Here is a 22,912-nt window from a genome sequence, read left to right as displayed (position 1 = left end):
GCCGAAAAGACGGACCGCGCGTGGCGCAAGAAGATCGAAGGCTGGACCGCCGACTGGTGGAAGACGCTGGAAAAGCGCGCGCTCGAACCGGCGAAGGGCGGTGTCAATCCGCAGCGCAGCGTGTGGGAACTGTCCAAGCGCATTCCTCCCGATGCGATCGTCACGAGCGATTCGGGATCGTGCGCGAACTGGTATGCGCGCGACCTCAAAGTGCAGCGCGGTATGAAATGTTCGCTTTCCGGTGGACTCGCGTCGATGGGCGCGGCCGTGCCGTATGCGATCGCCGCGAAGTTTGCTTTTCCCGAGCGCCCGGTGATCGCACTGGTCGGGGACGGTGCCATGCAGATGAACAACATGGCCGAGCTGATCACGGTTTCGAAGTACTGGAAGCAGTGGGCGAATCCGCGCTGGATCTGCATGGTGCTGAACAATCAGGACCTGAATCAGGTCACCTGGGAGCAGCGCGTAATGGAAGGCGACCCGAAGTTCGAGGCATCGCAGGATATTCCGTCGGTGCCGTATCACAAGTTCGCCGAGTTGATTGGCCTGAAGGGCATCTACGTCGACGATGCCGAGCGCATGGGCGCCGCGTGGGACGAGGCGCTCGCCGCGGACCGTCCCGTTGTTATTGAAGTGAAAGCCGATCCGAACGTCCCGCCGCTGGCGCCGCACATCACGATGGCACAGGCGAAGGCGTTCGCGACCACGCTGATGAAGGGCGATCCGGATCAGGGTCACGTGTTGCTCGAGACGGCGAAGCAAGTGCTGAGCGCCGTGTTGCCGGGGCACAAGGAAAAGGGGTAAGCGTCCAATGACATCCCATCGTCAAATGGACGCGCCTGTCACCGCGGTGCGCGCGCAAGCCTATACCGTGCCGACGGACGGGCTCGAGGCCGACGGTACCTTTACGTGGGATTCCACCACGCTCGTCATCGCCGAGCTCGACGCGGGCGGCATGACAGGAATCGGCTATACCTATACCGATGCGTGCGCGGCACAGCTAATTCGCGGAGCGATTGGCGAGGCGGTGCTGCATCGCGATGCGTTAGATGTGCGCGTCGCATGGCTTGCGATGCACCGGCGCGTGCGCAATATGGGGCGCTCGGGCATCGCCGCAACGGCGATTTCCGCAGTGGACTGCGCATTGTGGGACCTAAAGGCGAAGCTGCTGGACGTGCCGCTTGTGCGCCTGCTTGGCGCGATGCGGCCGAACATAGCGATCTATGGCAGCGGCGGCTTTACGTCCTATAGCGATGCCCGTTTGCAGAATCAGCTTTCCGCGTGGGTCGAAGACAACGGCTGCCGCTGGGTCAAGATGAAGATCGGCAGCGAGCCCTCACGAGACCCGCAACGCGTTCGCGCAGCACGTGACGCGATCGGCGATGCAGGCTTGTTCGTCGATGCAAACGGCGCCCTCACACAGAAAGAAGCGCTTGCATGCGCGCAAGTCTTCGCTCAGTACGGCGTGGAGTGGTTCGAAGAGCCGGTGTCCTCCGACGATCTCGATGGTCTGAGCGCATTACGGCAGGCCATTCCAGCGCCGATGCAGGTCGCGGCGGGCGAATACGGCTACACGCTCGACGACTTTCGCCACTTGCTCGATGCACGCGCCGTCGATGTATTGCAGGCCGACGCGAGCCGTTGCGGCGGCATCACCGGCTTTCTCGATATGGCCGCGTTGTGCGAGGCGTATCACACGCCGCTTTCCGCGCACTGCGCGCCGGCGCTGCATCTGCATGTAGCGTGCGCCGCGCCGCGCTTCGTTCATCAGGAATGGTTCCACGATCATGTGCGTCTCGAAGCGATGCTGTTCGACGGCGCGCCGCGCGCGAGCGACGGCGTCATTGCGCCCGATCTTTCGCGTCCGGGCTGCGGCCTCGAACTCAGGCGGGCCGACGCGCAAGCCTATGCGGTCTAAGGAGCATCGATGAGCCGGATGATTCAGGGCACAGCGATCGGCATCGCGGCAGGCGCAGCGCTGCTGGCAACACTCGCTCTTGCACGTGCCAGCACGGACGGTGGCGCAAGCGAGTCGGCTGCGCATCTCGACGCCGCACGTTCGTTCAACCGCAGCTCGGCTTTGCTCGCGCTTTCGGTGCTGGCCGACAGCGGCATCGAACACTACCGCGGTTCGTTCACCAACAGGGCGATGTACGCACCGCTCGCGACCTCGCTTCTCTCACTCGGTGCCGGCCTGCATGGCGGAGCAGACCGCGCGTCCCGCCGCCATCCGGTGCGGCACGCGATCTACCTGACGGCGGGCGCGGTCGGCGTCGCGGGCACCGGCTTTCACCTGTACAACGTGACCAAGCGGCCCGGCGGATGGTCCTGGCACAATTTCTTCTACGCAGCTCCCATCGGCGCGCCGATGGCGCTCCTGCTCTCCGGCGCGCTTGGCGCCGTAGCCGAACGCCTGCGTGACGAACCGGCGACGGAGCCGCGTCTCTTCGACATGCAGGCCGGTCGCGCACTCGGACTGCTGGCCGCCGCGGGCTTGCTCGGGACGACCGCCGAAGTCGCGCTGCTGCATTTTCGCGGCGCGTTTCAGAATCGCGCGATGTACGCGCCGGTGACGGCAGGTCCACTCGCTAGCGCGCTCATGGCCTATGCGGCACTCGCCGCGCCGCGTGAGCACTGGATTGCGCGCGCGTGGCTTCGACTCACGGCTGCGCTCGGCTTCATCGGCATGGGTTTTCACGCGCGTGGCATCGCGCGTAATCAGGGCGGATGGCGCAACTGGAGCCAGAACATCCTCAACGGGCCGCCGCTGCCGGCGCCGCCGAGTCTGTCGGCACTCGCCATAGCCGGTCTCGCCGCGCTGCGGTTGCGGGAGACCGAGCGATGACATTGCCGCCGAAAACGCGTTACCCCGCCTACGACGTGCTCGCCAAGCGCGACACCGTCTCGTGGGACGATGCGACCCGCGCCGTCATCGACGAGCGGCTCGCCACGCCGTCCACGCCCGCTTTCTGCGACGCCGCGCAATGGCGTGCGGTCACGGCGTTGTGCGCATGCATCGTCCCGCAACGCAGCGAGGCGCCGCAGATTCCGGTTGCGGCGCTCGTCGACGCGAAACTGGCGAAGAACAGTGGCGACGGCTATCGCGATGCGCGTTTGCCCGCGTTGCAGGAAGCATGGCGCATCGGTCTCGCGGCGGTGGACGAGGAGAGCCGCGCGCGTTTCGGTTTGCCGTTCGCGAGTATCGAAGAGGTATCGCAGATCGCGCTGTTGCAGGCGATGGAGCGCGGCGAACTGGTAAGCGCCGCATGGCAAGGCATGCCGTCGAAGCTGTTCTTCGCCGAGCGGGTATTGCACGACATATGCAGCGCGTACTACTCGCATCCGCACGCCTGGAGCCAGATCGGGTTCGGCGGACCGGCGAATCCGCGTGGCTATGTACGCATGGGTTTCGACCGGCGCGATCCGTGGGAAGCGGTCGAGTCGCGCGAGCACGGCCCGGAGAAGCGGCATGCTCGATGATGCCCTGCATCATCCTCGCGGCAAGGACGGCCGCGCGCCGAATGTCTTTCGGGCGGGCGCGTGGGTGCCGATGCGCGAATATCCACAGCATGAGCCGGTCGATTTCGCGATTGTCGGAACCGGCGCCGGCGGCGGCACGCTGGCATGCCGTCTTGCAGAGAAAGGCTTCAGCGTGATCGCCTTCGATGCGGGCGCATGGTGGCGGCCGCTCGAAGAATTCGCCTCGGACGAAGCGCATCAGCACAAGCTCTACTGGACCGACGAGCGCATCTGCGACGGTGAGAACCCGCTCAAGCTCGGCAACAACAACAGCGGCAAAGCGGTCGGCGGCAGCACCGTGCACTTCGCGATGGTCTCGCTGCGCTTTCGCCCAGAGTGGTTCAAGTCGCGCAGCCTGCTCGGTTACGGCGTCGACTGGCCGCTCGACTGGCGCGAGATGTGGCGCTACTACGCGCAGGTCGAGGACGCCCTGAAGATCTCCGGGCCAGTGAACTATCCGTGGGGCCCCAGGCGGCCGCGCTATCCCTATCGGCCGCACGAACTGAACGCTGCCGCGCTCGTGCTTGCGCGCGGCGCCGAAGCACTCGGCATTCCTTGGGCGCCGACGCCGCTCGCGACTCTTTCCGCGCCGCGCGGCGAGGCGCACGCGTGTGTGTATCGCGGCTTCTGCGTCTCGGGATGCGCGACCAATGCGAAGCAGAGCGCGCTCGTCACCTGGATACCGCGTGCGTTGGCCGCCGGCGCCGAGATTCGCGACCTGTCGATGGTCGGCCGCATCGAAACGGACGACGATAGCCTCGCCACCGGTGTTGAATATTGGCGCGAAGGGCGCTTGCAGTTCCAGAAGGCGCGCAATGTGGTCGTGGCCGGCTATGCGATCGAAACGCCGCGGCTCTTGCTAATGTCGGCGAACGGCCGCTTTCCCGAAGGGCTGGCGAACCGTTCCCGCCTTGTCGGCAAAAACCTGATGGTGCAGGCCAATCAGGCCGTGTGGGGCGTCATGCAGGAAGAGGTCCGCGGGTACAAGGGACCGCCGTCGCTTGCGCTCACCGAGCACTGGAATTACACCGACAAGGGTAAGGACTTCTTCGGCGGCTATTGCTACATGAGCCAGGGACCGCTGCCCGACGCGTGGGTCGCGACGCAGAACGGACGCGGTCTTTGGGGCGACGCGTTGATGCGCGAGATGCAGAAGTACAACCATCAGGCGGGACTGAAGATCGTCGGTGAGACGATGCCGCAGGAGCGTAACCGCGTGACGCTTGCCGATGAGAAGGATCAGTACGGGTTGCCGGTCGCGCGGGTCACTTATTCGTTCTGCGACAACGATCGCCGCCTGATTGCGCACTCGCTCGATTTCATGGACCAGGCGCTGCGCGCGGCCGGCGCCAGCGAGATCTGGAACGAGACCGACGACACCTGTCATCTGAATGGCACGGCGCGCATGGGCGACGATCCGCGCACGAGCGTTGTCAATGCTGATTGCCGCAGTTGGGACATACGGAACCTGTGGATTTGCGACGGATCGGTGTTCCCGACGGTCGGTGGGGTGAACCCCTCGCTGACGATTCAGGCGATCGCCTGCCGCACCGCCGATCGAATCGAAGCGCTCGCTGCGCGCGGCGAACTGTGAAGGAAGGCGCGGCGCATCAGCCGCCGCCGCGTTGTAACGTCGGTCCGCTCAGGCCGAGCGCGGTGTTGATTACCGCCAGATGCGTCAGCGCTTGCGGAAAATTACCCGCCAGTTGTCCGCGTCGCACGTCGTACTGTTCCGACAGGAGCCCGAGATCGTTTGCCACGGCAAGCACGCGCTTGAATTGCTCGCGCGCTTCTTCGCTGCGCCCTTGCATCTGCAGACAATCGGCCATCCAGCAGGAGCATGCGAGAAAGACGCCTTCGTTCGGGCCGTCCGCTTGTCTTTTACGACGCCGGATCAGACCGTTCTCCGAAAGCTCGCGGCGGATCGTCTCGATGGTCGATGCCATGCGCGGGTCGTGCGCCGGCAGGAAGCCCACAAGTGGCATTAACAGCAGGCTCGCGTCGAGTTCCTCGCCGCCGTAATATTGCGTGAACGAGCCGAGCCCTTCGTTCCATCCTTCGCGGCAGATTTCGTCCCGTATCGTCTGGCGCAGAGCAGTGAGCCGCTCGAGGAGCGGCGAAACGCCGGCATCCGCGTCATGCCCGCGTGAGATGAAGCGATCCAGGCCGACCCACGCCATCACCCGGGAATACGTGTAGTGGCGCGGCTCGGCGCGCGACTCCCAGATCCCCGAACCGGGCGTGTTCCAGACCTTCTCAAGATGCTCGACAATGCGCCGTTGTATGACACATTGATGTTCGGTTGTCGCGAGACCTGCCCGACGAGCGACGTCAAGGCAATCCAGGATTTCGCCCAGCACGTCGACCTGATGCTGCATTCCTGCGGCATTGCCAACGCGCACAGGCGTCGCGTAGCGGTAACCCTGTAGCGCGTCGACGGTTCGTTCGTGCAGGTGGCGTCCTCCGTCCACGCGATACATGATCCGGATGCTGTCGGGCGACCCCGCTATTGCGCACAATAGCCAGTCGCGCCACGCTTTCGCTTCCTCATGAAAGCCTGCGTTGAGCAGAGCAACGAGCGCGAAGCTGGTGTCTCGTAGCCAGCAATACCGATAGTCCCAGTTAAGTCGCCCTCCGGGTGCCTCGGGCAGCGACGTGGTCGGCGCTGCGACTATCGCGCCGCTCGGGCGATAAATCAGCGCCTTCAACGTCAGCAGCGAGCGCCTGACCTCGGCGGGCCACAGGGTCTTCGCATTGTCAAACCTGCCGATCCATTCCTTCCAATAGTGCCGGGTCGTCTGCAGTGCCGCTTCCGTGTCGACCGGCTCGGGCGGCGGCAGATGCGATGGTCCATAGCTCAACACGAACGCCACGCGTTCGCCCATTGCGACCTCAAACGTGGCTTCGGTCGAATCGTCGGTTATATTGAGCGCGCAGTCTGCACGCAGGACAACCAGGTCGGGTCCAAGTCTTCCGTGCATCGTGCCGTCGACCGACGCCGTCCATGGAGCTAATGCGCCGAAGTCGAAACGCAGGCACAAGTGCGAGCGCATACGCGCGACGCCGCGCAGGCCCATGACGATGCGCACCAGTGACCTGGATGCCGCGCCGACCGGCATGAAATCGATAACGCGAACGGCGCCACCGACTACCTCAAAGTCGGTTTGCATGACGAGCGTATCGTCTTGGTAGCGGCGCTCATACGTGAGGATTACGTCGAGCGGGGCGAGCAACTAGTGCCCGTTGTCTGGCGTGCCGAGCAGCGCGGCGAAACATGCGTCGTCGTCAAAGCGAGGCCAGCATAGCCAATCGATCGAGCCGTCGCGGCAGAGCAGGGCCGCCGACTCGCCGTTGGACAGAAGTGCATAGTCCTCGATAGGGCGGCTCATGATGGCTAGTTCCTTCGCCGTCTGACAAGTAGACTCACGCAGCTGCCAATACCGATTCCCGCTAGCGCCCAAAATGCGCTACGGTGCCGATCGGTGAACATCTGTATGCTGCGCGGCCTCGCTTGGCCGTCAAATCGCCCGTGTGCGCCGTATTCGCCGGGGACGGGCTCGTACAAATTGGCGGGTGCGTCCTGAGGCAGGGGCTCATCAGTCAATTGGCCGCGATAGCCCGCGCTGGCAAGATAGCGATCGATGAGGGCCGGTGCTACGCGATTCGCGAGGATGGCCTTGACCGTTGAAAACCCCACCCAGATTTCCCGCCGGCGGTGGGTGGCGGCAAAGAAAATGGCGCGTGCAGCTACCTCTGGCTGGTAAATCGGTGCGACGGGTTTGGCGCGGCGACCCATCTTGTTCGACGCCCAGTCGAATTGCGGCGTATTGAGCGCAGGCAGGTCGACCATAGTCAAGCGAATCTTGAGCCGGTCGTGGAGAAGCTCTGAGCGAAGTGAATCCGTGAAGCCCCGGACGGCGAATTTGGCGCCGCAATAGATCGATTGAAGCGGCACTGATCGATAGCCCAACGCGGAGCCGACGTTGACGATTGTGCCGCGGTTGCGCGTGCGCATGCGTGCAAGTGCGGCCATCGTCCCGTGCACTTGACCGAGATAGGTGACTTTCGTGCCTCGTTCGAATTCCTGCGCGCTCAGCGAAGATACCGGCGCAAAAACGGTTGCCATCGCGACATTCACCCATACATCGATTGGCCCCAGTTGGCTCTCCGTGCGGGCCGCAGCGGCCTCGACTGCTTGTGGATCGGCGACGTCCGTCGGGATTGGTAATGCGCGCACGCCGTATTCGGCACGGATATGGTTGGCCGCGCGTTCGAGCCGCTGCGGCTCGCGGGAGAGCAGCGCGACGTCGTAGCCTTGTCGAGCAAATTCCTCCACCGTCGCCCGACCTACCCCTGCACCGGCCCCAGTGACGACCACAATCTTTGACATTCTCGAAACTCCTCAGGAGCACACCGACCGCTGTTGGTGCGGATGATTTGAACGCGATCGCCTGCATAGCAGCAGTAGGCGTGCCAAGGAGACTTTGCGTCGTAGCTGTCAAGTCGCGGCGAGCAACGCTGCTGCACGGTTTTTATTTATTGCGACAACGCGCGGTGCCGAAACGCGATGGCTCGTGCCGCTCGATCCGACGCTTACGCTTGCGAATTACGGATCCGGAAAAAGGCCACGGGGCTTGATGTCGGCAATCAGTAAGGTGCGCGGATCAACCGAAAAGATGTGGCCCCTCACTGACCAATGAAGTATGGCTGAACGTCCTTCTCTTCGGCCCACAAGTGGACATCCATGATCTCGCGAAAATCAATCTCCTCATCGCGATACATGCAACAAAATCCGCTCGCTGTTCGATAAACGATAACCCATGCCGCTACGACCGACCGTTCCGGATCCGCCTCTGAATGGATCATCCTCTTGAGCTTGTCGAAGTGCAGCAACTCGCAAACGTGTTCGCGAGCCGCATGCAACCTGTTTCCCATTTTCATACTCACCTCCTGTATCCGCGTTGGCGTGCCAGTCTTTCGGAAAGCTGAGAGCAACGTCGATAGAACTGACCGAAACCGTCATCCTGGAAAGACCTTAATGCTGCTCGCCACTGAATCGGCGATATGCTCTTTTGCGATAAGACCGAGTACTCGGGCGGGCGCCTTGGCATCGCCACGACTGACCACCACGGCCATGGCCGCATGCTTTTTCCAGAGCCGAGTGATGACGTCAAACGCGACGTCATTCTCGTGCACGACGATGAAATTTGTTTGCGCTAGCGATCCTACGCTGATGTCGCCCAGACCCTGGCTGACGGCACGGCGCAGTCCGATATTGATTCGTAGAACGCCCTCGATTTCGTGTTTTTTCGTCACCACAACGTGGCGGAATGCCGGCCCTTCGGAACGGGACAGAACATGCTGGAATGGCACGCTCGCGTCGAGCACCAGCACGTCGGTCTCCATCACCTGCGCTGCGTTTTGCACCATGTACATATTGGCGTGAAGCGCATTGGGAATTGGATGTCCGCGCCGGACGAGTTTGCGTGTATAGATCGTTTCACGTGATAAGAGTCGGCGAGCACCCAGACTGAGCGCGACCGCGATAATCATTGGCAGGACGATGTCGTAGTCGCGCGTCATCTCGAAAACCATCGCGACCGCTGTCATTGCAGCGCCCGTGCCGCCCCCGACCATGGCGCCCATTCCGACCATCGCGAATGCAGGTGCGCTCACGGGTGCGCTTGGCAGTATCATCGTCACAAGCGAAGCGAACGATGCCCCGAGCGTCGCACCAACAAATAGCGAAGGCGAGAAGACGCCCCCGGACGAGCCCGAGCCCAGACTTAACGACGTCGCAAGCGTCTTGCAGAAGGCCAACATCAGCAGAAAGGCGCCGCCTTGCAAGTGACCATACAGGGTGGCTTGGATCGTCGCGTAACCCACGCCTTCCACGTAGTAATGACCAGCGTAGCGAAAGAGCAGGTACATCAGCGTACCGACAATCAGCATTCCGCACGCATGACGAAGATAGGGTTCCCGAACCCGATCGAACACATCCTCGGCCCAATGAAGTGCGCGGATCAGCAGCGCCGCAGCGGCGCCAGTAAGCGCACCCAGCAAGGCATACAAGACAAGTGTGAGAGCACTGCCCGGCTCGTTCGAGATAGCGCCTAGTTGCGCCGGTACGACAAACGCGGGTGCGACGCCGAAAAACAGTCGACCGACGAATGTCGCGGTACCTGTAGCCAGGGCGACCGGGAGAAATGTGTTGACGCTGATCTCGGGGAGCATCAGTTCCGTGGCGAAGAGCACTCCGCCGATCGGCGTGTTGAACGTCGATGCGATCCCGGCACCCGCGCCCGCCGCCACCAACGTAATGCGCTGCCCGGGCGTCATCCGCACGACCTGTCCGAGCGTGGAACCTAGCGCCGAGCCGATCTGAATGATCGGTCCCTCCCGGCCAACGGCCGCGCCCGAACCAATTGCAAGCGCCGACGCGATCGACTTTACTGCCGCCACCGCTGGAGGAATCACGCCGTGCTTGTAGTAGATTGCGTCCATCACCTCCGGTACGCCGTGGCCTTTAGCCTCCGGTGCAAACCTGTTCACAATCCAGGTGACACCTAATCCGCCGACAACCGGAACGAGGATTACCCAGGCGCCCCACGGGGCGGCCGGGGTGAACTGACTGGCATCGTAAGAAAAGGAAAAACGCCCGAGGAACAGCAGATTATGCACGAGTCCGATCAGGCCGCGGAATATGACCGCGCCAAAGCCCGTTACAACCCCTACAACAAATGCGAGGGTACACAGCCAGCGAAGGGGAATAAGCGTAGGAGACCCGTCGTCGGCGGGCACAGCACGGGGTTGGAGGGGAGAAACCCTGATATGCCGAGTGGCAGATGCGCCTCGGTCGCTGCCAGTTCCTGCTTCTTCCCGCCTGCCTGATCCGCTCGTCATGGCGACTCCAGGTTGGTGAATCGAAAGTCGGATGTGTTGACTTTCCATCGTCATCAGCCTCACACGCGATCGGCCAAACACACCCTACGTGTGGTGCTCGAGATTCAGTGTCGCTCCACCACGTATCTTCCAGGCACCTATCTTATCGCCGCGCCACCCTTACTGTCCCGAGCGCACCACGTACGGGGATCATCCCTTGCCACGGATCTTGCAGTCGTCATGCTTCGCCTTTTTCATCTTGACCGATTGCCACTGTGGAGGGTGACACGAATTCGTATCGCGGTACGTCTAGATTCTGCGGCGCCGGCTTGTCTCTGAAAACGCAGCCGGCAAGGTCGTATGTTGATCCATGACACGGGCAGAGGAACCCGCCTGGCCAGTTATCCGGCAGGTTAGGTTGCGGCCCCGGCATAAAACGAGGCGAGGGCGTGCAACCAAGGTGCGTGCAGACGCCGACTACCACGAGCAGATTCGGATGGCTCGCACGCGACCGGTATTCGGTCGAACAATAGGTGGGCAGCGGTATCGAGAAAGGATGCTTGCTGGCAGGATCGGCTAACAGACCTTTCGCCGCATCGACTTCGGCCATCATCGGTTCGGTTCGGTTGACCAGGAAAATCGGCATCCCGCGCCACGCGACGGTTATCATCTCACCGGGTCGGAGTCGGGCAATGTCGACGATCACCGGCGCACCCAATGCGCGAGCCTTCTCCGACGGCGCCATCGAACCGATGAATGGAATCAGTGTGGTCGCGCCTGCCGCTACGCCCGCGCTACTCGTGGCGATCAGCAACTTACGGCGGCCTGGATCTACGATGGATTTGTCGACGCTGTGCATGGCAGCCTCTATTCATGCTTTTTGCAAAAATGTCTGTGTGCAAGCCGCTCGCATCGTGAGGCGGGCGGCGCCGGCAAGTGTTATTTGGCCTTCGCGGGTGAGGCAACGTTGACGCCTGGCTTTGCTGCGGTATGACTGGCCTGTGGGATCGCATCCAGGTCGACCCAGTCATAGCGCACGCTATCCACGACCTGCTTAAGGGCTTGGTTTGCTTCGTAATATTTGTTCTGCGCAAGCAGGCTCGCGGCATTGTTGACGTCTGTCATCGTTTGCTTGAGCGGCACAAGTTCCATCGTGTATGCGACGTTGATCTTGGCCACCTTCAGTGCGTCAAGAGCGGCCTCGCGCTTGCCCTTCTCCAAGTGTTCATTCGCGGAGGCAATTGCCCTGGACTTGGAGGGCGACTGACTTAGGTCGTCGGTTATCGTCACGTCGGCGCCCACAGGAAGCCATGTGGTCGGGTGGGCGCTGCGCGTTGCGTTCGACACGCCGTTCGGCGCCGCTGCGACGCTCGGCGAAGCCTTCCGATCATTCTCCGCTTTGACGAACGCGGTATTGTCCGTCTTCGCGACCTTGAGTGATTGTTGCGCCGCTTTGACGAGCTTCTTCGCCTCGAACGCGTGGCCGTTGAAGATCGCGATGCGCGCAAGTTCGATTTGCTGAAACGCCTGGTTTCCTTTGCCCGATAGCCTGCCCATATCCGACGCGACAGTTTGTGGTGACTCGGCGGCATGTGCAATAGGACTGAGAACGGTCGTGGCGATTACTGCGGCGGCGGCTAAGTTGCGATCGGTTGCTTCTTCATGCTCTTTCTCCATTTCTGAATGCAGGCTCCGGGTGGAGTTGGCACGGTAAGCCCGTATGCGAGAACATCTGCCAGCCCAAAATCCAATGCGGGAACTCTGCGGCGGGATTTCATTGGCGATAATCCAAAGATAGGGTGGAGTCCTTAAAAACCGCTTAAAGGCAGATGGTGCAGCTCAATCTTTTTTTGAGGCTCGTAGGCCCCGCTTCGGTCGGCAAGGGGGCGAAGCGGCGAGATTACAGTGCGGAAAGGCTTTTGAAAAAAAGCCCGGCATCACCGGGCCAAGAGGGTAGCCGGCAGGTCCGGCAAAGACTCGGACGTCGACCGAACCTTTTGCTCTACCGAACTGACTGACCACCCGTGAGGATGGAGACGAGGCATTCTTGTCAAGGGCAGCGAGACTCCCGTAAGGCGCGTCTGGACTACGCGGGCCAATTGTAGCGTTGCACCGGCAGCCGGCGGCCGGTCACACGTGCGACCTTAAACCTTAATCGTTATTACTGATACGGCACCGTTCGGCTGAGTGCTATTGTTGTGCAAGCGCTTATAAATGCAATATGTGATGTATCTGGCGCTAGTCGTTGCTCCTCATCCAAAAACCGGAGACCAGACAATGTCCAAATGCAAGGCATCGGGGTATCGATTCATCGGGGCCGGTACGTTAGCGGTGGGACTTGGTCTAAGTTTAGGGATGGTCTCCGCAGCGCAGGCGGCTGCAGAGCCGATTAAAATAGGGGTTATCAGCGAGGAGTCGGCCGTCGCGGGCGCCTCCATCAGCAAGTCCGCGCAGCTTGCTGCGGATGAAATCAACGCTCGCGGCGGCGTTGACGGAAGGCCCATCCAGATCATCGCGTATGACGACCATTCGTCTGCTTCCGACGGAGTGCGCGCGTTCCAGCGTGCAGCCAATCAAGACAAAGTGGTGGCGATCATCGGCAGCTACATCAGCGAGGTCGCGCTCGCGATGGAACCGTGGTCCGCGCGCTTGAAGATGCCGTTCGTCACGCCGGGAGCGGCGAGCAACGATATCTCGAAGCATGTCCACGACGACTACGATCACTATAAATACACTTTCCATGGCTGGATGACCTCGGCCTTTATCGCGCAATCGATCTGCGACTTTTCGCACGATGTGCTTGTCGGTCAGTTCAAAATGAAAACGACCGTCGTCATGAGCGAAGATGCTGCGTGGACCAAGCCGCTCGATGAGCGTTATCTCGAATGCTTACCCAAGGCGGGGCTTCAGGTTCTCGACCACATCCGCTTTAACCCGGATACGTCCGACTTCACGCCGATTTTCAACCAGATCGAGGCCAAGCACCCCGATACGATCACCACAGGCATCAGCCATGTGGGAGTGCAGCCGACGGTGCAATGGCACGATCAGCAGGTCCCGATTCCGATGACGGGCCAGAGTTCGCAAGCGACTACTACAAGCTTCTGGAAGGACACGAACGGCGCGACTGAAGGCGTCATTACGGCGTCCGCCGCGGCGCCAGGCGTGGCCATCACGCCGAAAACCGTGCCTTTCGTCGATGCCTACTCGAAACGCTTCGGCGCATCGCCGGCCTATTGCGGCTTCACAAGCTATGACCTCGTCTATATTCTCGCCGACGCGATCAAACGCAACAAGGGCTCAACGGACCCGGACCAGATGGTAGTTGCGCTCGAAAAGACCGATTACGTGGGCACGATCGGCCGCTGGCAGTTCTACGGCAAGAACGATCAGTTCACGCACGCGCTCAAGTACGGACCGGACTACATCAACGGCATCAACTTGCAATGGCAGAACGGCAAGCAGGTCGCGATCTGGCCGAAATCCGTGGCAAACGCGAAGGTTAAATTCCCCGCGTTCGTGAAGGTACAACAGGCCGCTGCCAACTAGCATCGCAATACAACAACAAGTGTCGCGTCGGGATCGCTTGCCGGTCCCGTTGCCTCTCATTCGTGTGGCTCCGGCGGCCTGCCGGACCAAGGGGTCGAGTATGCTGCCGCTGCAGATTCTCATCGACGGCTTTGCCATCAGTTCGCTCTATGCGCTCGGTGCGATCGGGTTCACGCTGATTTTCGGGGTATCCGGGGTGCTCAATCTCGCACATGGCGGCGTTATGTTGGTGGCCGCGCTGATGGGCTGGATGTTCGCCGGCGAGGCCGGCCTTGGCACCTATCTAGGCACGCCGCTGGGCGTACTGTGCGGCCTTGTCACAGCCTTCGTCACCTATCTGATGGTTGTGCGCCCAATCCAGCGTTCTGCGGCGATCCCGCGAGAAGAGAAGGAGATTTTCGTGCTGACCGGCACGCTGCTCTGGGGCATCATGATCCAACAAGGCATGGCGTATCTCTTCACCGACAATCCCGTCACGATGCGCCCGCTCATTTCCGGCGTCGCGACGCTCGCGGGCGTGCGGGTGCCCTACAACGAGATCATGATCGCGCTCGTGTGTTGGGTGGTCATCGCCCTGCTGTGGGTGTTCGTCAACCGTACGCGGGCGGGCAAGGCGCTGCTTGCGGCGTCGATGAATCCACGCGGGCTCACCTTGCTCGGTTTCGAACTCTCGCGCGTATATCTACTCGCGTGGACCCTATACGGCGTGCTCGCGGGAATCGCGGGCGTGCTGCTTGCGTCGTTTCTCGGCGTGAGTTCCAACAACGCGGGGCAGCTCACCGCGAGCGCTTTCTCGATCGTTGTGCTGGGTGGGCTCGGCAGCGTATCGGGCTCATTGATGGCGGCCTACGTGGTCGGGTATTTAGAGACTGTCACCGCGTATCTCGTTGCGCCCACGCTGCGCCCGCTCCCCGCGCTTCTGCTGCTCGTGCTGGTCGTCTATGTGCGGCCGCAGGGTTTTCTCGGTCGGCGCTAGACGGAGATAATTCATGATCGGTCTGCTTCGCTCGCGAATGTTGTGGACTGCAATGGCGTTTACCGCAGCGGCGGTAACCCTGCCGTGGTGGCTTTCGGGCTACATCCTCGGGGTGCTTACGCTCGCGTACTATTTCGGCGTCTTTGCGATGTCCTGGGACCTGCTTTTTGGCTTCGCCGGCGAGGTCAACTTTGGTCCCACGTTTCTCATCGGTCTTGGCGCTTACTCGGCCGCGATCATCGACGCCCATTGGGGGCCGCCAATTGCGGTGTGCGTGGCCGCGGGCGGACTCGTCGCGCTGATCGGTGGCTTGCTGCTCGCAGTGCCCGCGCTGCGCCTACGTGGTCCTTACTTTGGGCTCGTCACGCTGGTCGCCGTGCTCCTGCTGCAGAACGCCATCGTGATTTTCGCGGGCGTGACGGGCGGCGAGATCGGCATGATGGTGCCCGATGTTATTTCCGTGGACGCTGGGCACAACTACTGGATTGCGCTGGCGTTCCTTCTCATCTGCGCGGTAATCCTCTTTGGCCTGTCGCGTTCGGCCGTCGGCCTGATCTTGCAAGCGAGCGGACAGGACACGGTCGGAGCACAGGCGCTTGGCTTCAACGTGACCAAGCACAAGCTCGCCGCATTCTGCATCAGTGCAGTGTTTTCGGGGGTCGCCGGTGCGATGCTCGTGTTCTATCAGGGCACTGCTTCAGTCAGCACGGTGGTGGATCTCGGCGTGGGCGTGCAGATCATCATCGCGGCCGTCCTGGGCGGGCGACGCACGATCTTGGGGGCGGTGCTCGGGTCAATCTTCCTCATTGTCGCCGGCGAATTTCTGCGCCCGCTTGGCCAGATCAACACTTTCGTCGTCGCCGCCGTGGCGCTCGCCGTGATTCTGTTTTTCCCCGACGGCCTGCTCGGCAACCTGCTGCGTGTGAGAGAGCAAGAATGAGCGATACTCCCCGTCTCGCTGTACGCGGACTCAACAAACGATTTGGGGGCCTCGTCGCCGTGAAGGACATTGGCTTCGACATCAAGCCCGGCGAAATTCGCGGTCTAATTGGTCCCAACGGCTCTGGCAAGTCGACCGTGATGAAGCTGATTATGGGGATCGAGCGGCCCAACACGGGCTCGGTCAAGATTGATGGCACCGAGATAGCCGGCTGGGCACCGCATCGCATCGCCCGGGCGGGAGTCGGTATCGTGTTCCAACACTCACGGCCGCTGCATCGGCAGACGGTGCTCGAGCATATCAAGCTCGCGCTGTTGCCCGATTCGCTCATCAAGCTCGCCGCCGATCCGCACGTCAACCGACGCGCACGGGAGATCGCCGAGCGCGTCGAACTGGGCGCGGTGATGCATCGCCTTCCGGCCACGCTGCCGTTCGCCGATCTGCGCCGCATGGAGATGGCGAAGGCGATCGCGCGGGACCCGAAGGTCGTGCTCGTTGACGAGCCGTTCGCTGGCCTGACCGCGGCAGAGTCGGAGTCGTTCTCCGCGCTAATCCGTGGTTTTCGCGAGGAGGGCCGCGCGGTGCTGCTCGTCGATCACAACGTGAAAAGCCTGGCGGCGCTCGTCGATAGTGTGCTCGCGATGTATCTCGGCGAGTATGTTGCTGAAGGAACCGCAGACGAGGTTATGCAGAACGAGACGGTGCGGCGCGTCTATCTCGGGGGCAAGATCGAGGCGAAGGAGCGCGCACCCACCGTCACGGCGAACAAGCCGCGGGTCCTCGATGTACAGAACCTCGGCGTCCTGTACGGCAAGGCGAGGGCGCTCGACCACGTGAGCCTGCACGTGCGCGAGGGCGAGTTCGTGTCAGTGGTGGGCCTCAACGGTGCGGGCAAGACAACGCTCTTTAACGCCATCTCGGGGATGCTGCCCTACGACGGCACGATCCGCTTTAGCGGAAAGAATCTGAAAGACATGAGCGGCGCGGCAATCGCGCGTGCTGGCATCGTGCAGTGCCCTGAAAGCCGCGAGCTATTCAGCGACATGACCGTGCGTGAGAATCTCGATCTTGGCGGCTATCATCTGCCAGACCGCGTACGCACCGAGCAGTTGGCTTGGCTCTTCGACCTATTCCCGATCCTCAAGTCGCGGCAAGCTCAGACGGCGCGCACGCTCTCCGGTGGCGAGCAGCAGATGCTCGCCATTGCGCGCGCTCTGATGATGCGGCCGAAGTTGCTGATCCTGGACGAGCCGACGCTCGGGCTCGCCCCGGTCATCCTAGAACAATTGTCGCGTGCGATGGAGTTGCTGCAAAAGACCACGCCAATAACGGTCCTGCTCGGTGAGCAAAATGTGACCTTCGCGCTGCCACATGCGGATCGCGTGTACGTGCTCGAACACTCACGAATCATCTGGGAAGGCAGTCCAGGGCGCTTTGAACGGGAGATGGGGCGTGGCTTCCTTGAAGCGTTACCTTCCGACGATCCAACCACCTACGCAACACGCGCGTAGCGAAACGGTCGTAGGCACGATCTCCTTTTTCGACGTCTCTTGTAAGAATGGCCGACTTCGTAGAGAACTGGACGGCTCGTTACGTTAGTCACAGTAGGTGGTCATGTAAGACTGCGTGATGAAGAAGACAAGATCGCTTTATCTCGGCCACAAGTCCCCGGCGACGGTCATCAGCCACGCGGTGCAGGGATACTTTCCGGCGCCAACACAGTACATGTGATATTGAAGAACTGATGTTCGAGTGCGATGTCATCGTCAATTACGAAACGATCCGCTGGTGCGACAAAATCGGCGGGCTTCGCGCATTGCGTCAACGCTGCACGCCGTAACCTGGCAGCGTATGGGCGTCTTACTGAGTTTTCGTTGCGCTCCGCGGTGGGCCTTACACGCTCGGGCGCGCGTTCGACGAGCACAGCATTCGACTCGATGCCGTGCTGCAGGGACGTCGCAATAAGGCTACAGCGAAGCGCTTTTTCAAACAAGTGCTAACCGCCTGTCTCGTCACGCCGAAGGATTGTCCCCGATCAGGCAAACGTCTAATACGTCTACGTCAAAGCCAGTGCCCCGGCCGAACTCGATTGTGCCGAAAACAGTCATCAACCTACGCGTGAACGCAAGCGCCGGATTCGTAGCCCATGTTCCTCATTGCACAAAAGTGTCCGCGTCGAGCTTCGGACTACGAGGACACCATAGCCCTACCTAATCCTGTCTATTAAGATCAGATGTACGTCGCTTTTTACGTGAGACGACCGTTGTCGGTTGCATACCCGCGCTCTGAAATGCCGCCGAGCCCGTTCGCTCGCTTGGGGCCTCGTGCGAGATGCTGGAGTCCTCTTGAATGGTCGAGATAGCATGCTTGTAAACCAGCTGCCTTCCGGCAATTGAACTCAGCACGATCAGATATTGGTCAAAGGAGTCAATATAGCCGACGAGTTTTATGCCATTCACGAGAAACACGGCGACCCTTTTCCTCTCCTTCCGGGCCGCATTCAAGATCTCATTTTGACAGTTCCCTGGCTCAAGACTCATTTAGGGCCATCCATTACATGAAAAGAGAAAATGATGCTCTCCGAGCGAGCAGAGCTTCGCGCCGGTGCCTTCTTGAGGACCGGTGAAGTGCGGCTTGTGATCCGGCCAACTACGCGCGGGCTTGCTTTCGCGTGCCTTGCAAAGCGCCTAACACCGCCGTGGGTACCGCTGTCTGCAGCGTCGTTAGCGAGGCTCGAGATTCCACGTGATGGGGACATAATACCCGTGTCAGATTGTGTGAATCCTGTCCAAAATGCGAGACCCGTTGAGCTTCTCGAAGCAGCCCACAAAACCCCGGGCTTTCCGTTAGCTCAGACGTGGTGATCGTTAGGCTTTGACTCGCTGCGGCGGGCTTTCCTTTTCATTGGCATTACTGACTCGATCGACCCCCAGCTCAGGCGTTCTAGCGGATCACCACTATTTAACGCACAGGGCGGAAATCGCGTCATCCTCCAATTCCTCCATGCCCCGACAACGATTCGATCTGCAGTCAGCGCGAGCACGATGATTCAAAGGAAGGCATCCCTCTCCGCACATGAATATCGCGAATAGCGGCAGATCTCTTCATCCACGCCCCTCATAAAGGATCGCCACCTACAACAGCCGACGTCACTTTCCCATGAGCCGACGGGATCGCGCTCCAGCGGCCGACCCCCTTACTCAATATTTCTGGCAAACGCATCGCCCGCGTTTCCTGGAAAAGCCGGTATTGTCGGATCTGCGGATGTTGCGTATTGTCCCTGGATCTCGAAGAACGCGCCGCGTTCGGGCTGGCCGCAATTGTCCCCACGGACGGCTAGGCGCGGCGCGTGCGATGAATCCGCATTGCGAAGCGCTTGTACACGGCGTACAGCCATTTTGTCGATCCGGTGCTGTTCGCCGTCAACGTGTCTACTGCGGGCACTTTGACCCGGGTCGCGCCGACGGCGTATTGCTAGCCGACGAATCGCCAGCATGACGTCGCATCGCAAGCTCGTGCGGGGCGACCGCGGACCGCTTGTCGCCAAACCGGTCTTAAGCGGGCTGCCTGTGTATCGCGCATGATGGTTTGTGGGGCAACACAAGATTGGCCAACGGGCATCCGAGGCGTCGTGATCCCGGGCCCCAAATGAACAGACTCGCTTTCGTGGTGCGGTTAATTCGCCTTGGTGGTCGAGGCGGGGATGTTCGTTGCGGGACGTTTGGAACTTATGGAGGGGCCGTGATCGCGCGACAAATCGCATCGATGGTTGTCGCTTGTCTTTTGCTGACCGCTTGTTCGCGTCAAGACAGTGTGTTTTCGATGTCGCCCGTTTTCGAAGGGCGCACGAAAACGGCTCTATCGTCCGTGGCGTAGTGCATCGCGGAGCGATGGAAGAACGGGACGCGGGAGTTAAGTCGGGAGAAGAGTGACGGCATGATTCAATTGCGCGCGCACGCATTTTTCACGGGGGTAACGATCGCTGTGCGATTGCGCGCGGCGGGCGGGACGACGCTCGTAGACTATTTCGAGCGGCGCACCGCGGACCGGTTATATTTGGGAATGGTTAAACGGTGCTTGGAGGAGCCGATGATAGGACTGCCAGCTCCTGACTAAGCTATGTCGAAACTTGGTGCGTTTTCCGCGTTTGGTGTGGCCCTATGTTTAGGAAGGGAATTTCCCTTGAACGCGGTACCATCGATGACGAAGGAACGGCACTGCTCGTGCCGCCAACTACAGCAGAGGACGTAATGCTATTTCTATTTGTCGACCAGCAACGGAGGCTTCTCTGAAGCGGCACCGACTTTCGATTGACCGCGTCGGGCTTGGCACACGGTGCCGGGCGCTTTCGGCAGGTGCTGCGCGGCTGATCACGACCGAGTCAGTCTCAATGCTCATTCTCGCTGTGGCGCTGGCGGGTGGATTGCTGTTATGGGGCTTCGTTCACCGGCCAAGGTGAGGAGAATGACCTTCTGGCGTTTCTCGGAGGGTGTCCGTCGCGACCAGCACGACTGGAACGCCATGACAACTCCTTCTGGCTATCACCGTTACCCCATGAACGGATAGCTCCGGATTATCGGAACCCGGAGCCGGCTTCGTCGAGTCGACGGTACGCAACATCGCGATTGGCCAGGACGCGCGATATAGCCGCTCATGCACAAGCGAACCGATCCACAGGGGCATGGCCGATGCCGCTCCCGCTCCCGATTTTTCGATCACGTACCCAGTGGGCCAAAAACGCAAAACATCACGTTCGTCGCCCGTCTCGCCGGAATGTATGAACATAAATGACGACGGTACGCCATTGTTTAAGGTCGGTAGCACCGGCAGCACTGTCGCCGAGACGCTGGGCGATGCCAGGGAGGCGATGCTGCGCGCGGAGAGGCCGGGTCCTTGGACCCAGCCTTGAGTTCGTAGGCGAGCCCCTAGCTCATCCGCGCTCGCTGACCACTGTATGGTAAGAGGTTCCTTGCGGTCACCTTCCATGTCGGAACGATAACAAGGCAAACTCCGCCACAGGGTGTCGACCCATTGCGACGTTGTCGCGATGACGGGTGCCTTGCCAAGAGCGCTGTCGGGCTTCGTTGCCGACGGCTCAACATCGAACTGCACAGCCACACTGACGCAGACTACCGTCAGAATGAGGGCGGGCACGAATCCACGCGACGGCGGTACGACCGGCTTGCGCCACATCGCGGCAAAAGCGACGCAGGTGACCCACACCGACGCAAGCGCCGCGCCTCCGAGGGCATCGGAGAACCAGAATCGGCCGAAATAGAGCCCGGCGAGGGCAACGCTGGCCACGACGACGATATTCGTTGTCACGACGATCACACCGGCCAGCACGCGGACCCTTCGCGCGAGCATGAAAGCGAGAAAGCCGTAGACGACTACCACCGCGGCTACGTGATTGCTCGGGAACACGTATGTCCCAGACACTCCCGAATCCGGAGGATCACGATGTATGGAAAACTGGAGGATCAGTATCAGTAGCTGTGAAAAGACGACCGCAGAAAGCCAGTAACCTAGCGTGCGCCAACGGCGTTCCCATACCATCCACAGCGCTGATGTGACGACCAGCGCTGACAAGGTGGTGACGCTGCCAAGCGTCGCAAGGCCCACCATGATTGTATCGCCCCAGGGGCTTCGCACAGATCGAAGAAAATGATAGACAGACCTGTCAACTTGTACGAGCGGGTCACCGCTGACGACGTCCTGCAAGATGCCAAAGAAGAGCCAACAGGAAAGAAGGACCATGACCGAGGCAGCTCCTATGGCGCACGCAGCCGGTCGGTCAGGATTCAATATCCGAAGGACGATGTTACCGAACCAACCCTCATGGTGATCGGCCCAAGTCTTCAGGCTGCGACCCGTAGAGTTCGCCCAGGCACTCGCGTGCGACAATCCAAAGCGAGTGACTCGAAAGCTTAGCCATACAATTCCGGTCAGTAGTGCGATGATAACGACGAGGCGGAACGAAACCGCGCCCACGAGCTGGACGGATGCACCAAGTACCACGCCCGGCAGAATATGAGCAGGTGCCCAGAGCAATGCAGAAAGGATATTCACGACATAGAAACGCATCGGGGTCATGCTCAACATCCCCGCAACCACCGGCACAATCGCCCGCAATGGCCCGATAAATCGGGCGAAGAGTATACTCTTCGCGCCATGTTTCGCAAAGAAGCCGCGTCCCGCGTCAAGCATCTGAGGGTGGCTTCGAAAGGGCCAGACTTGGACAATTTCGTTCTTGTAGCGGCGACCGAGCCAGTAACTCACGCCGTCCCCGACGACCGCGCCGACAATCGCCCACGCGATCGTCCATCCGAGGTTCAGTGATCCGCTCCCTACGAGGGCACCGGCCAGGAACATCGCGGTACTACCGGGCACGAAAGTTCCAATGACCGCGATAGACTCTAGGAATGCCGCAAGGGAAACGACCGCGAGCGTCCACGCTGGATGTCCGCCGAGCAAATGCAGCAATTGGACGTACGCATGCTCCATCAATATCCTCGTGGATCGAGCGTTATCAGTCTTACCACCGTCCCAGATCTAGCTCCTAGTGGCGGCGGGTCCAAGCGCCTCGCAACGTAGATGGAAACACATCGGGCCGCTAACCGCATAGACCTGCTGCATCCGGCCCGGAACACCTCTGCCGCCGTGTGTAACTTCCACAAGCGTGGCGGCTCGGAATCGCGGTGACGCTGAGTTGATCGTCGAGCTCGACGGTTCGAATCAAGGTCACAATCAAATTTGCGACGCACCGACAATCCAAGCAATGGGACCGAGTCGGGGTAAAAGAAACTCGTATTTCGCCAAAACCCCGTACCCGTTGCGGCAAGCTACTATGCGCCTCGCTTTAACGCCCAAAGAACGGCGCACACAATCGAGTTATGGCACGCCCCGATGCAAGACACTAGCTCGTGAAACTGGCGGAAAGTGCACTGAATTTTTCGATTGCATATATTTCTCGAGAGTGCCGAGTTCTTGCGCCTTTCTCACGGTCTCATCTTGGCGTTCGTGAGCGCCGATCCAGTTCTCGGTAA

18 protein-coding genes and 1 pseudogene are annotated in these 22,912 nt (G+C 60.8%); 10 read left to right on the top strand and 9 right to left on the bottom strand.

Translation table 11 applies throughout. The annotated features are described in order from the left end of the window. From AWB81_RS31675 to AWB81_RS31655, 5 genes are all read left to right on the top strand, one after another. A partial coding sequence (locus AWB81_RS31675) for a thiamine pyrophosphate-dependent enzyme (protein WP_235026003.1) occupies window positions 1-804 on the top strand: 804 nt, incomplete at its 5' end. A 7-nt stretch (window positions 805-811) separates the two neighbouring features. Beyond that, window positions 812-1,918: an enolase C-terminal domain-like protein gene (locus AWB81_RS31670; RefSeq protein WP_062641016.1), complete on the top strand. Its 1,107-nt coding sequence runs from the start codon at window positions 812-814 to the stop codon at window positions 1,916-1,918. Window positions 1,919-1,936: 18 nt separating this feature from the next. Continuing rightward, window positions 1,937-2,845, top strand: a complete 909-nt coding sequence (locus tag AWB81_RS31665; RefSeq protein WP_062641018.1) for a hypothetical protein — start codon at window positions 1,937-1,939, stop codon at window positions 2,843-2,845. Then, a complete protein-coding gene (locus AWB81_RS31660) occupies window positions 2,842-3,480 on the top strand; it encodes a gluconate 2-dehydrogenase subunit 3 family protein (RefSeq protein ID WP_062641014.1) in 639 nt (212 codons plus the stop codon). Before AWB81_RS31665 ends, AWB81_RS31660 begins: the two co-directional genes overlap by 4 nt. After that, window positions 3,470-5,113 (top strand): GMC family oxidoreductase, encoded by a 1,644-nt coding sequence (locus tag AWB81_RS31655; protein WP_062641012.1) that lies wholly within the window; start codon window positions 3,470-3,472, stop codon window positions 5,111-5,113. The genes AWB81_RS31660 and AWB81_RS31655 overlap by 11 nt, the downstream gene beginning before the upstream one ends. Window positions 5,114-5,129: 16 nt before the next feature. Here the strand turns inward: AWB81_RS31655 and AWB81_RS31650 are convergent, their stop codons facing one another. The 7 genes from AWB81_RS31650 to AWB81_RS31625 form a co-directional block, all read right to left on the bottom strand. Next, the gene (locus AWB81_RS31650; protein WP_235026002.1) at window positions 5,130-6,689 is read right to left on the bottom strand and encodes a glycoside hydrolase family 15 protein; all 1,560 of its coding nucleotides are present in this window, start codon (window positions 6,687-6,689) and stop codon (window positions 5,130-5,132) included. Window positions 6,690-6,752: 63 nt separating this feature from the next. After that, complete coding sequence (locus AWB81_RS47215; RefSeq protein WP_235026001.1) at window positions 6,753-6,908, bottom strand: trehalase-like domain-containing protein; 156 nt, start codon at window positions 6,906-6,908, stop codon at window positions 6,753-6,755. Between the two features lie 5 nt (window positions 6,909-6,913). After that, window positions 6,914-7,909: an SDR family oxidoreductase gene (locus AWB81_RS31645; protein WP_062641010.1), complete on the bottom strand. Its 996-nt coding sequence runs from the start codon at window positions 7,907-7,909 to the stop codon at window positions 6,914-6,916. Window positions 7,910-8,205: 296 nt separating this feature from the next. After that, window positions 8,206-8,460, bottom strand: coding sequence for a hypothetical protein (locus AWB81_RS31640; protein WP_062641008.1), 255 nt, complete (start codon window positions 8,458-8,460; stop codon window positions 8,206-8,208). 78 nt (window positions 8,461-8,538) lie between these two features. Beyond that, the gene (locus tag AWB81_RS31635) at window positions 8,539-10,200 is read right to left on the bottom strand and encodes a chloride channel protein (protein WP_235026000.1); all 1,662 of its coding nucleotides are present in this window, start codon (window positions 10,198-10,200) and stop codon (window positions 8,539-8,541) included. 439 nt (window positions 10,201-10,639) lie between these two features. Next, window positions 10,640-11,260: a ubiquinol-cytochrome c reductase iron-sulfur subunit gene (petA, locus tag AWB81_RS31630; RefSeq protein WP_087135317.1), complete on the bottom strand. Its 621-nt coding sequence runs from the start codon at window positions 11,258-11,260 to the stop codon at window positions 10,640-10,642. Window positions 11,261-11,340: 80 nt separating this feature from the next. Next, window positions 11,341-12,078, bottom strand: coding sequence for a YfdX family protein (locus tag AWB81_RS31625; protein ID WP_087135316.1), 738 nt, complete (start codon window positions 12,076-12,078; stop codon window positions 11,341-11,343). Window positions 12,079-12,678: 600 nt separating this feature from the next. On the opposite strand from AWB81_RS31625, the gene AWB81_RS31620 reads away from it, so the two are divergent. The 5 genes and pseudogenes from AWB81_RS31620 to AWB81_RS49170 all read left to right on the top strand — a co-directional run. Further along, window positions 12,679-13,950, top strand: coding sequence for an ABC transporter substrate-binding protein (locus AWB81_RS31620; protein ID WP_062641001.1), 1,272 nt, complete (start codon window positions 12,679-12,681; stop codon window positions 13,948-13,950). Window positions 13,951-14,050: 100 nt separating this feature from the next. Beyond that, window positions 14,051-14,926, top strand: coding sequence for a branched-chain amino acid ABC transporter permease (locus AWB81_RS31615; protein ID WP_062640999.1), 876 nt, complete (start codon window positions 14,051-14,053; stop codon window positions 14,924-14,926). 13 nt (window positions 14,927-14,939) lie between these two features. Continuing rightward, a complete protein-coding gene (locus AWB81_RS31610) occupies window positions 14,940-15,866 on the top strand; it encodes a branched-chain amino acid ABC transporter permease (protein WP_062640997.1) in 927 nt (308 codons plus the stop codon). Beyond that, on the top strand, window positions 15,863-17,377 hold the full coding sequence (locus tag AWB81_RS31605) for an ATP-binding cassette domain-containing protein (protein ID WP_062640995.1): 1,515 nt from the start codon (window positions 15,863-15,865) through the stop codon (window positions 17,375-17,377). The genes AWB81_RS31610 and AWB81_RS31605 overlap by 4 nt, the downstream gene beginning before the upstream one ends. Before the next feature lie 118 nt (window positions 17,378-17,495). Beyond that, window positions 17,496-18,007 (top strand): annotated as a pseudogene (locus tag AWB81_RS49170) (DDE-type integrase/transposase/recombinase); the annotation flags it as partial. A gap of 69 nt (window positions 18,008-18,076) precedes the next feature. Here AWB81_RS49170 and hfq read toward each other — a convergent pair. Together hfq and AWB81_RS31585 are read right to left on the bottom strand one after the other, a co-directional pair. Next, complete coding sequence (hfq, locus tag AWB81_RS48880) at window positions 18,077-18,406, bottom strand: RNA chaperone Hfq (protein ID WP_062640993.1); 330 nt, start codon at window positions 18,404-18,406, stop codon at window positions 18,077-18,079. A gap of 1,903 nt (window positions 18,407-20,309) precedes the next feature. Further along, entirely contained in the window at window positions 20,310-22,370 is a 2,061-nt protein-coding gene (locus tag AWB81_RS31585; RefSeq protein ID WP_062640990.1) for a bifunctional DedA family/phosphatase PAP2 family protein, read from the bottom strand. Between the last annotated feature and the right edge of the window lie 542 nt (window positions 22,371-22,912).

The organism is Caballeronia arationis (genome assembly GCF_001544975.2).
Lineage (GTDB): Bacteria > Pseudomonadota > Gammaproteobacteria > Burkholderiales > Burkholderiaceae > Caballeronia > Caballeronia arationis.
The sequence above is the reverse complement of the archived record's forward strand: the minus strand, read 5'-3'. Positions and strand labels throughout refer to the sequence as shown.

Coding starts and splice junctions, on each gene's coding strand:
- AWB81_RS31670 (WP_062641016.1), top strand. CDS start 812: ATGACATCCCATCGTCAAATGGACGCGCCTGTCACCGCGGTGCGCGCG.
- AWB81_RS31665 (WP_062641018.1), top strand. CDS start 1,937: ATGATTCAGGGCACAGCGATCGGCATCGCGGCAGGCGCAGCGCTGCTG.
- AWB81_RS31660 (WP_062641014.1), top strand. CDS start 2,842: ATGACATTGCCGCCGAAAACGCGTTACCCCGCCTACGACGTGCTCGCC.
- AWB81_RS31655 (WP_062641012.1), top strand. CDS start 3,470: ATGCTCGATGATGCCCTGCATCATCCTCGCGGCAAGGACGGCCGCGCG.
- AWB81_RS31650 (WP_235026002.1), bottom strand. CDS start 6,689: ATGCAAACCGACTTTGAGGTAGTCGGTGGCGCCGTTCGCGTTATCGAT.
- AWB81_RS47215 (WP_235026001.1), bottom strand. CDS start 6,908: ATGAGCCGCCCTATCGAGGACTATGCACTTCTGTCCAACGGCGAGTCG.
- AWB81_RS31645 (WP_062641010.1), bottom strand. CDS start 7,909: ATGTCAAAGATTGTGGTCGTCACTGGGGCCGGTGCAGGGGTAGGTCGG.
- AWB81_RS31640 (WP_062641008.1), bottom strand. CDS start 8,460: ATGAAAATGGGAAACAGGTTGCATGCGGCTCGCGAACACGTTTGCGAG.
- petA (WP_087135317.1), bottom strand. CDS start 11,260: ATGCACAGCGTCGACAAATCCATCGTAGATCCAGGCCGCCGTAAGTTG.
- AWB81_RS31625 (WP_087135316.1), bottom strand. CDS start 12,078: ATGGAGAAAGAGCATGAAGAAGCAACCGATCGCAACTTAGCCGCCGCC.
- AWB81_RS31620 (WP_062641001.1), top strand. CDS start 12,679: ATGTCCAAATGCAAGGCATCGGGGTATCGATTCATCGGGGCCGGTACG.
- AWB81_RS31615 (WP_062640999.1), top strand. CDS start 14,051: ATGCTGCCGCTGCAGATTCTCATCGACGGCTTTGCCATCAGTTCGCTC.
- AWB81_RS31610 (WP_062640997.1), top strand. CDS start 14,940: ATGATCGGTCTGCTTCGCTCGCGAATGTTGTGGACTGCAATGGCGTTT.
- AWB81_RS31605 (WP_062640995.1), top strand. CDS start 15,863: ATGAGCGATACTCCCCGTCTCGCTGTACGCGGACTCAACAAACGATTT.
- hfq (WP_062640993.1), bottom strand. CDS start 18,406: ATGAGTCTTGAGCCAGGGAACTGTCAAAATGAGATCTTGAATGCGGCC.
- AWB81_RS31585 (WP_062640990.1), bottom strand. CDS start 22,370: ATGGAGCATGCGTACGTCCAATTGCTGCATTTGCTCGGCGGACATCCA.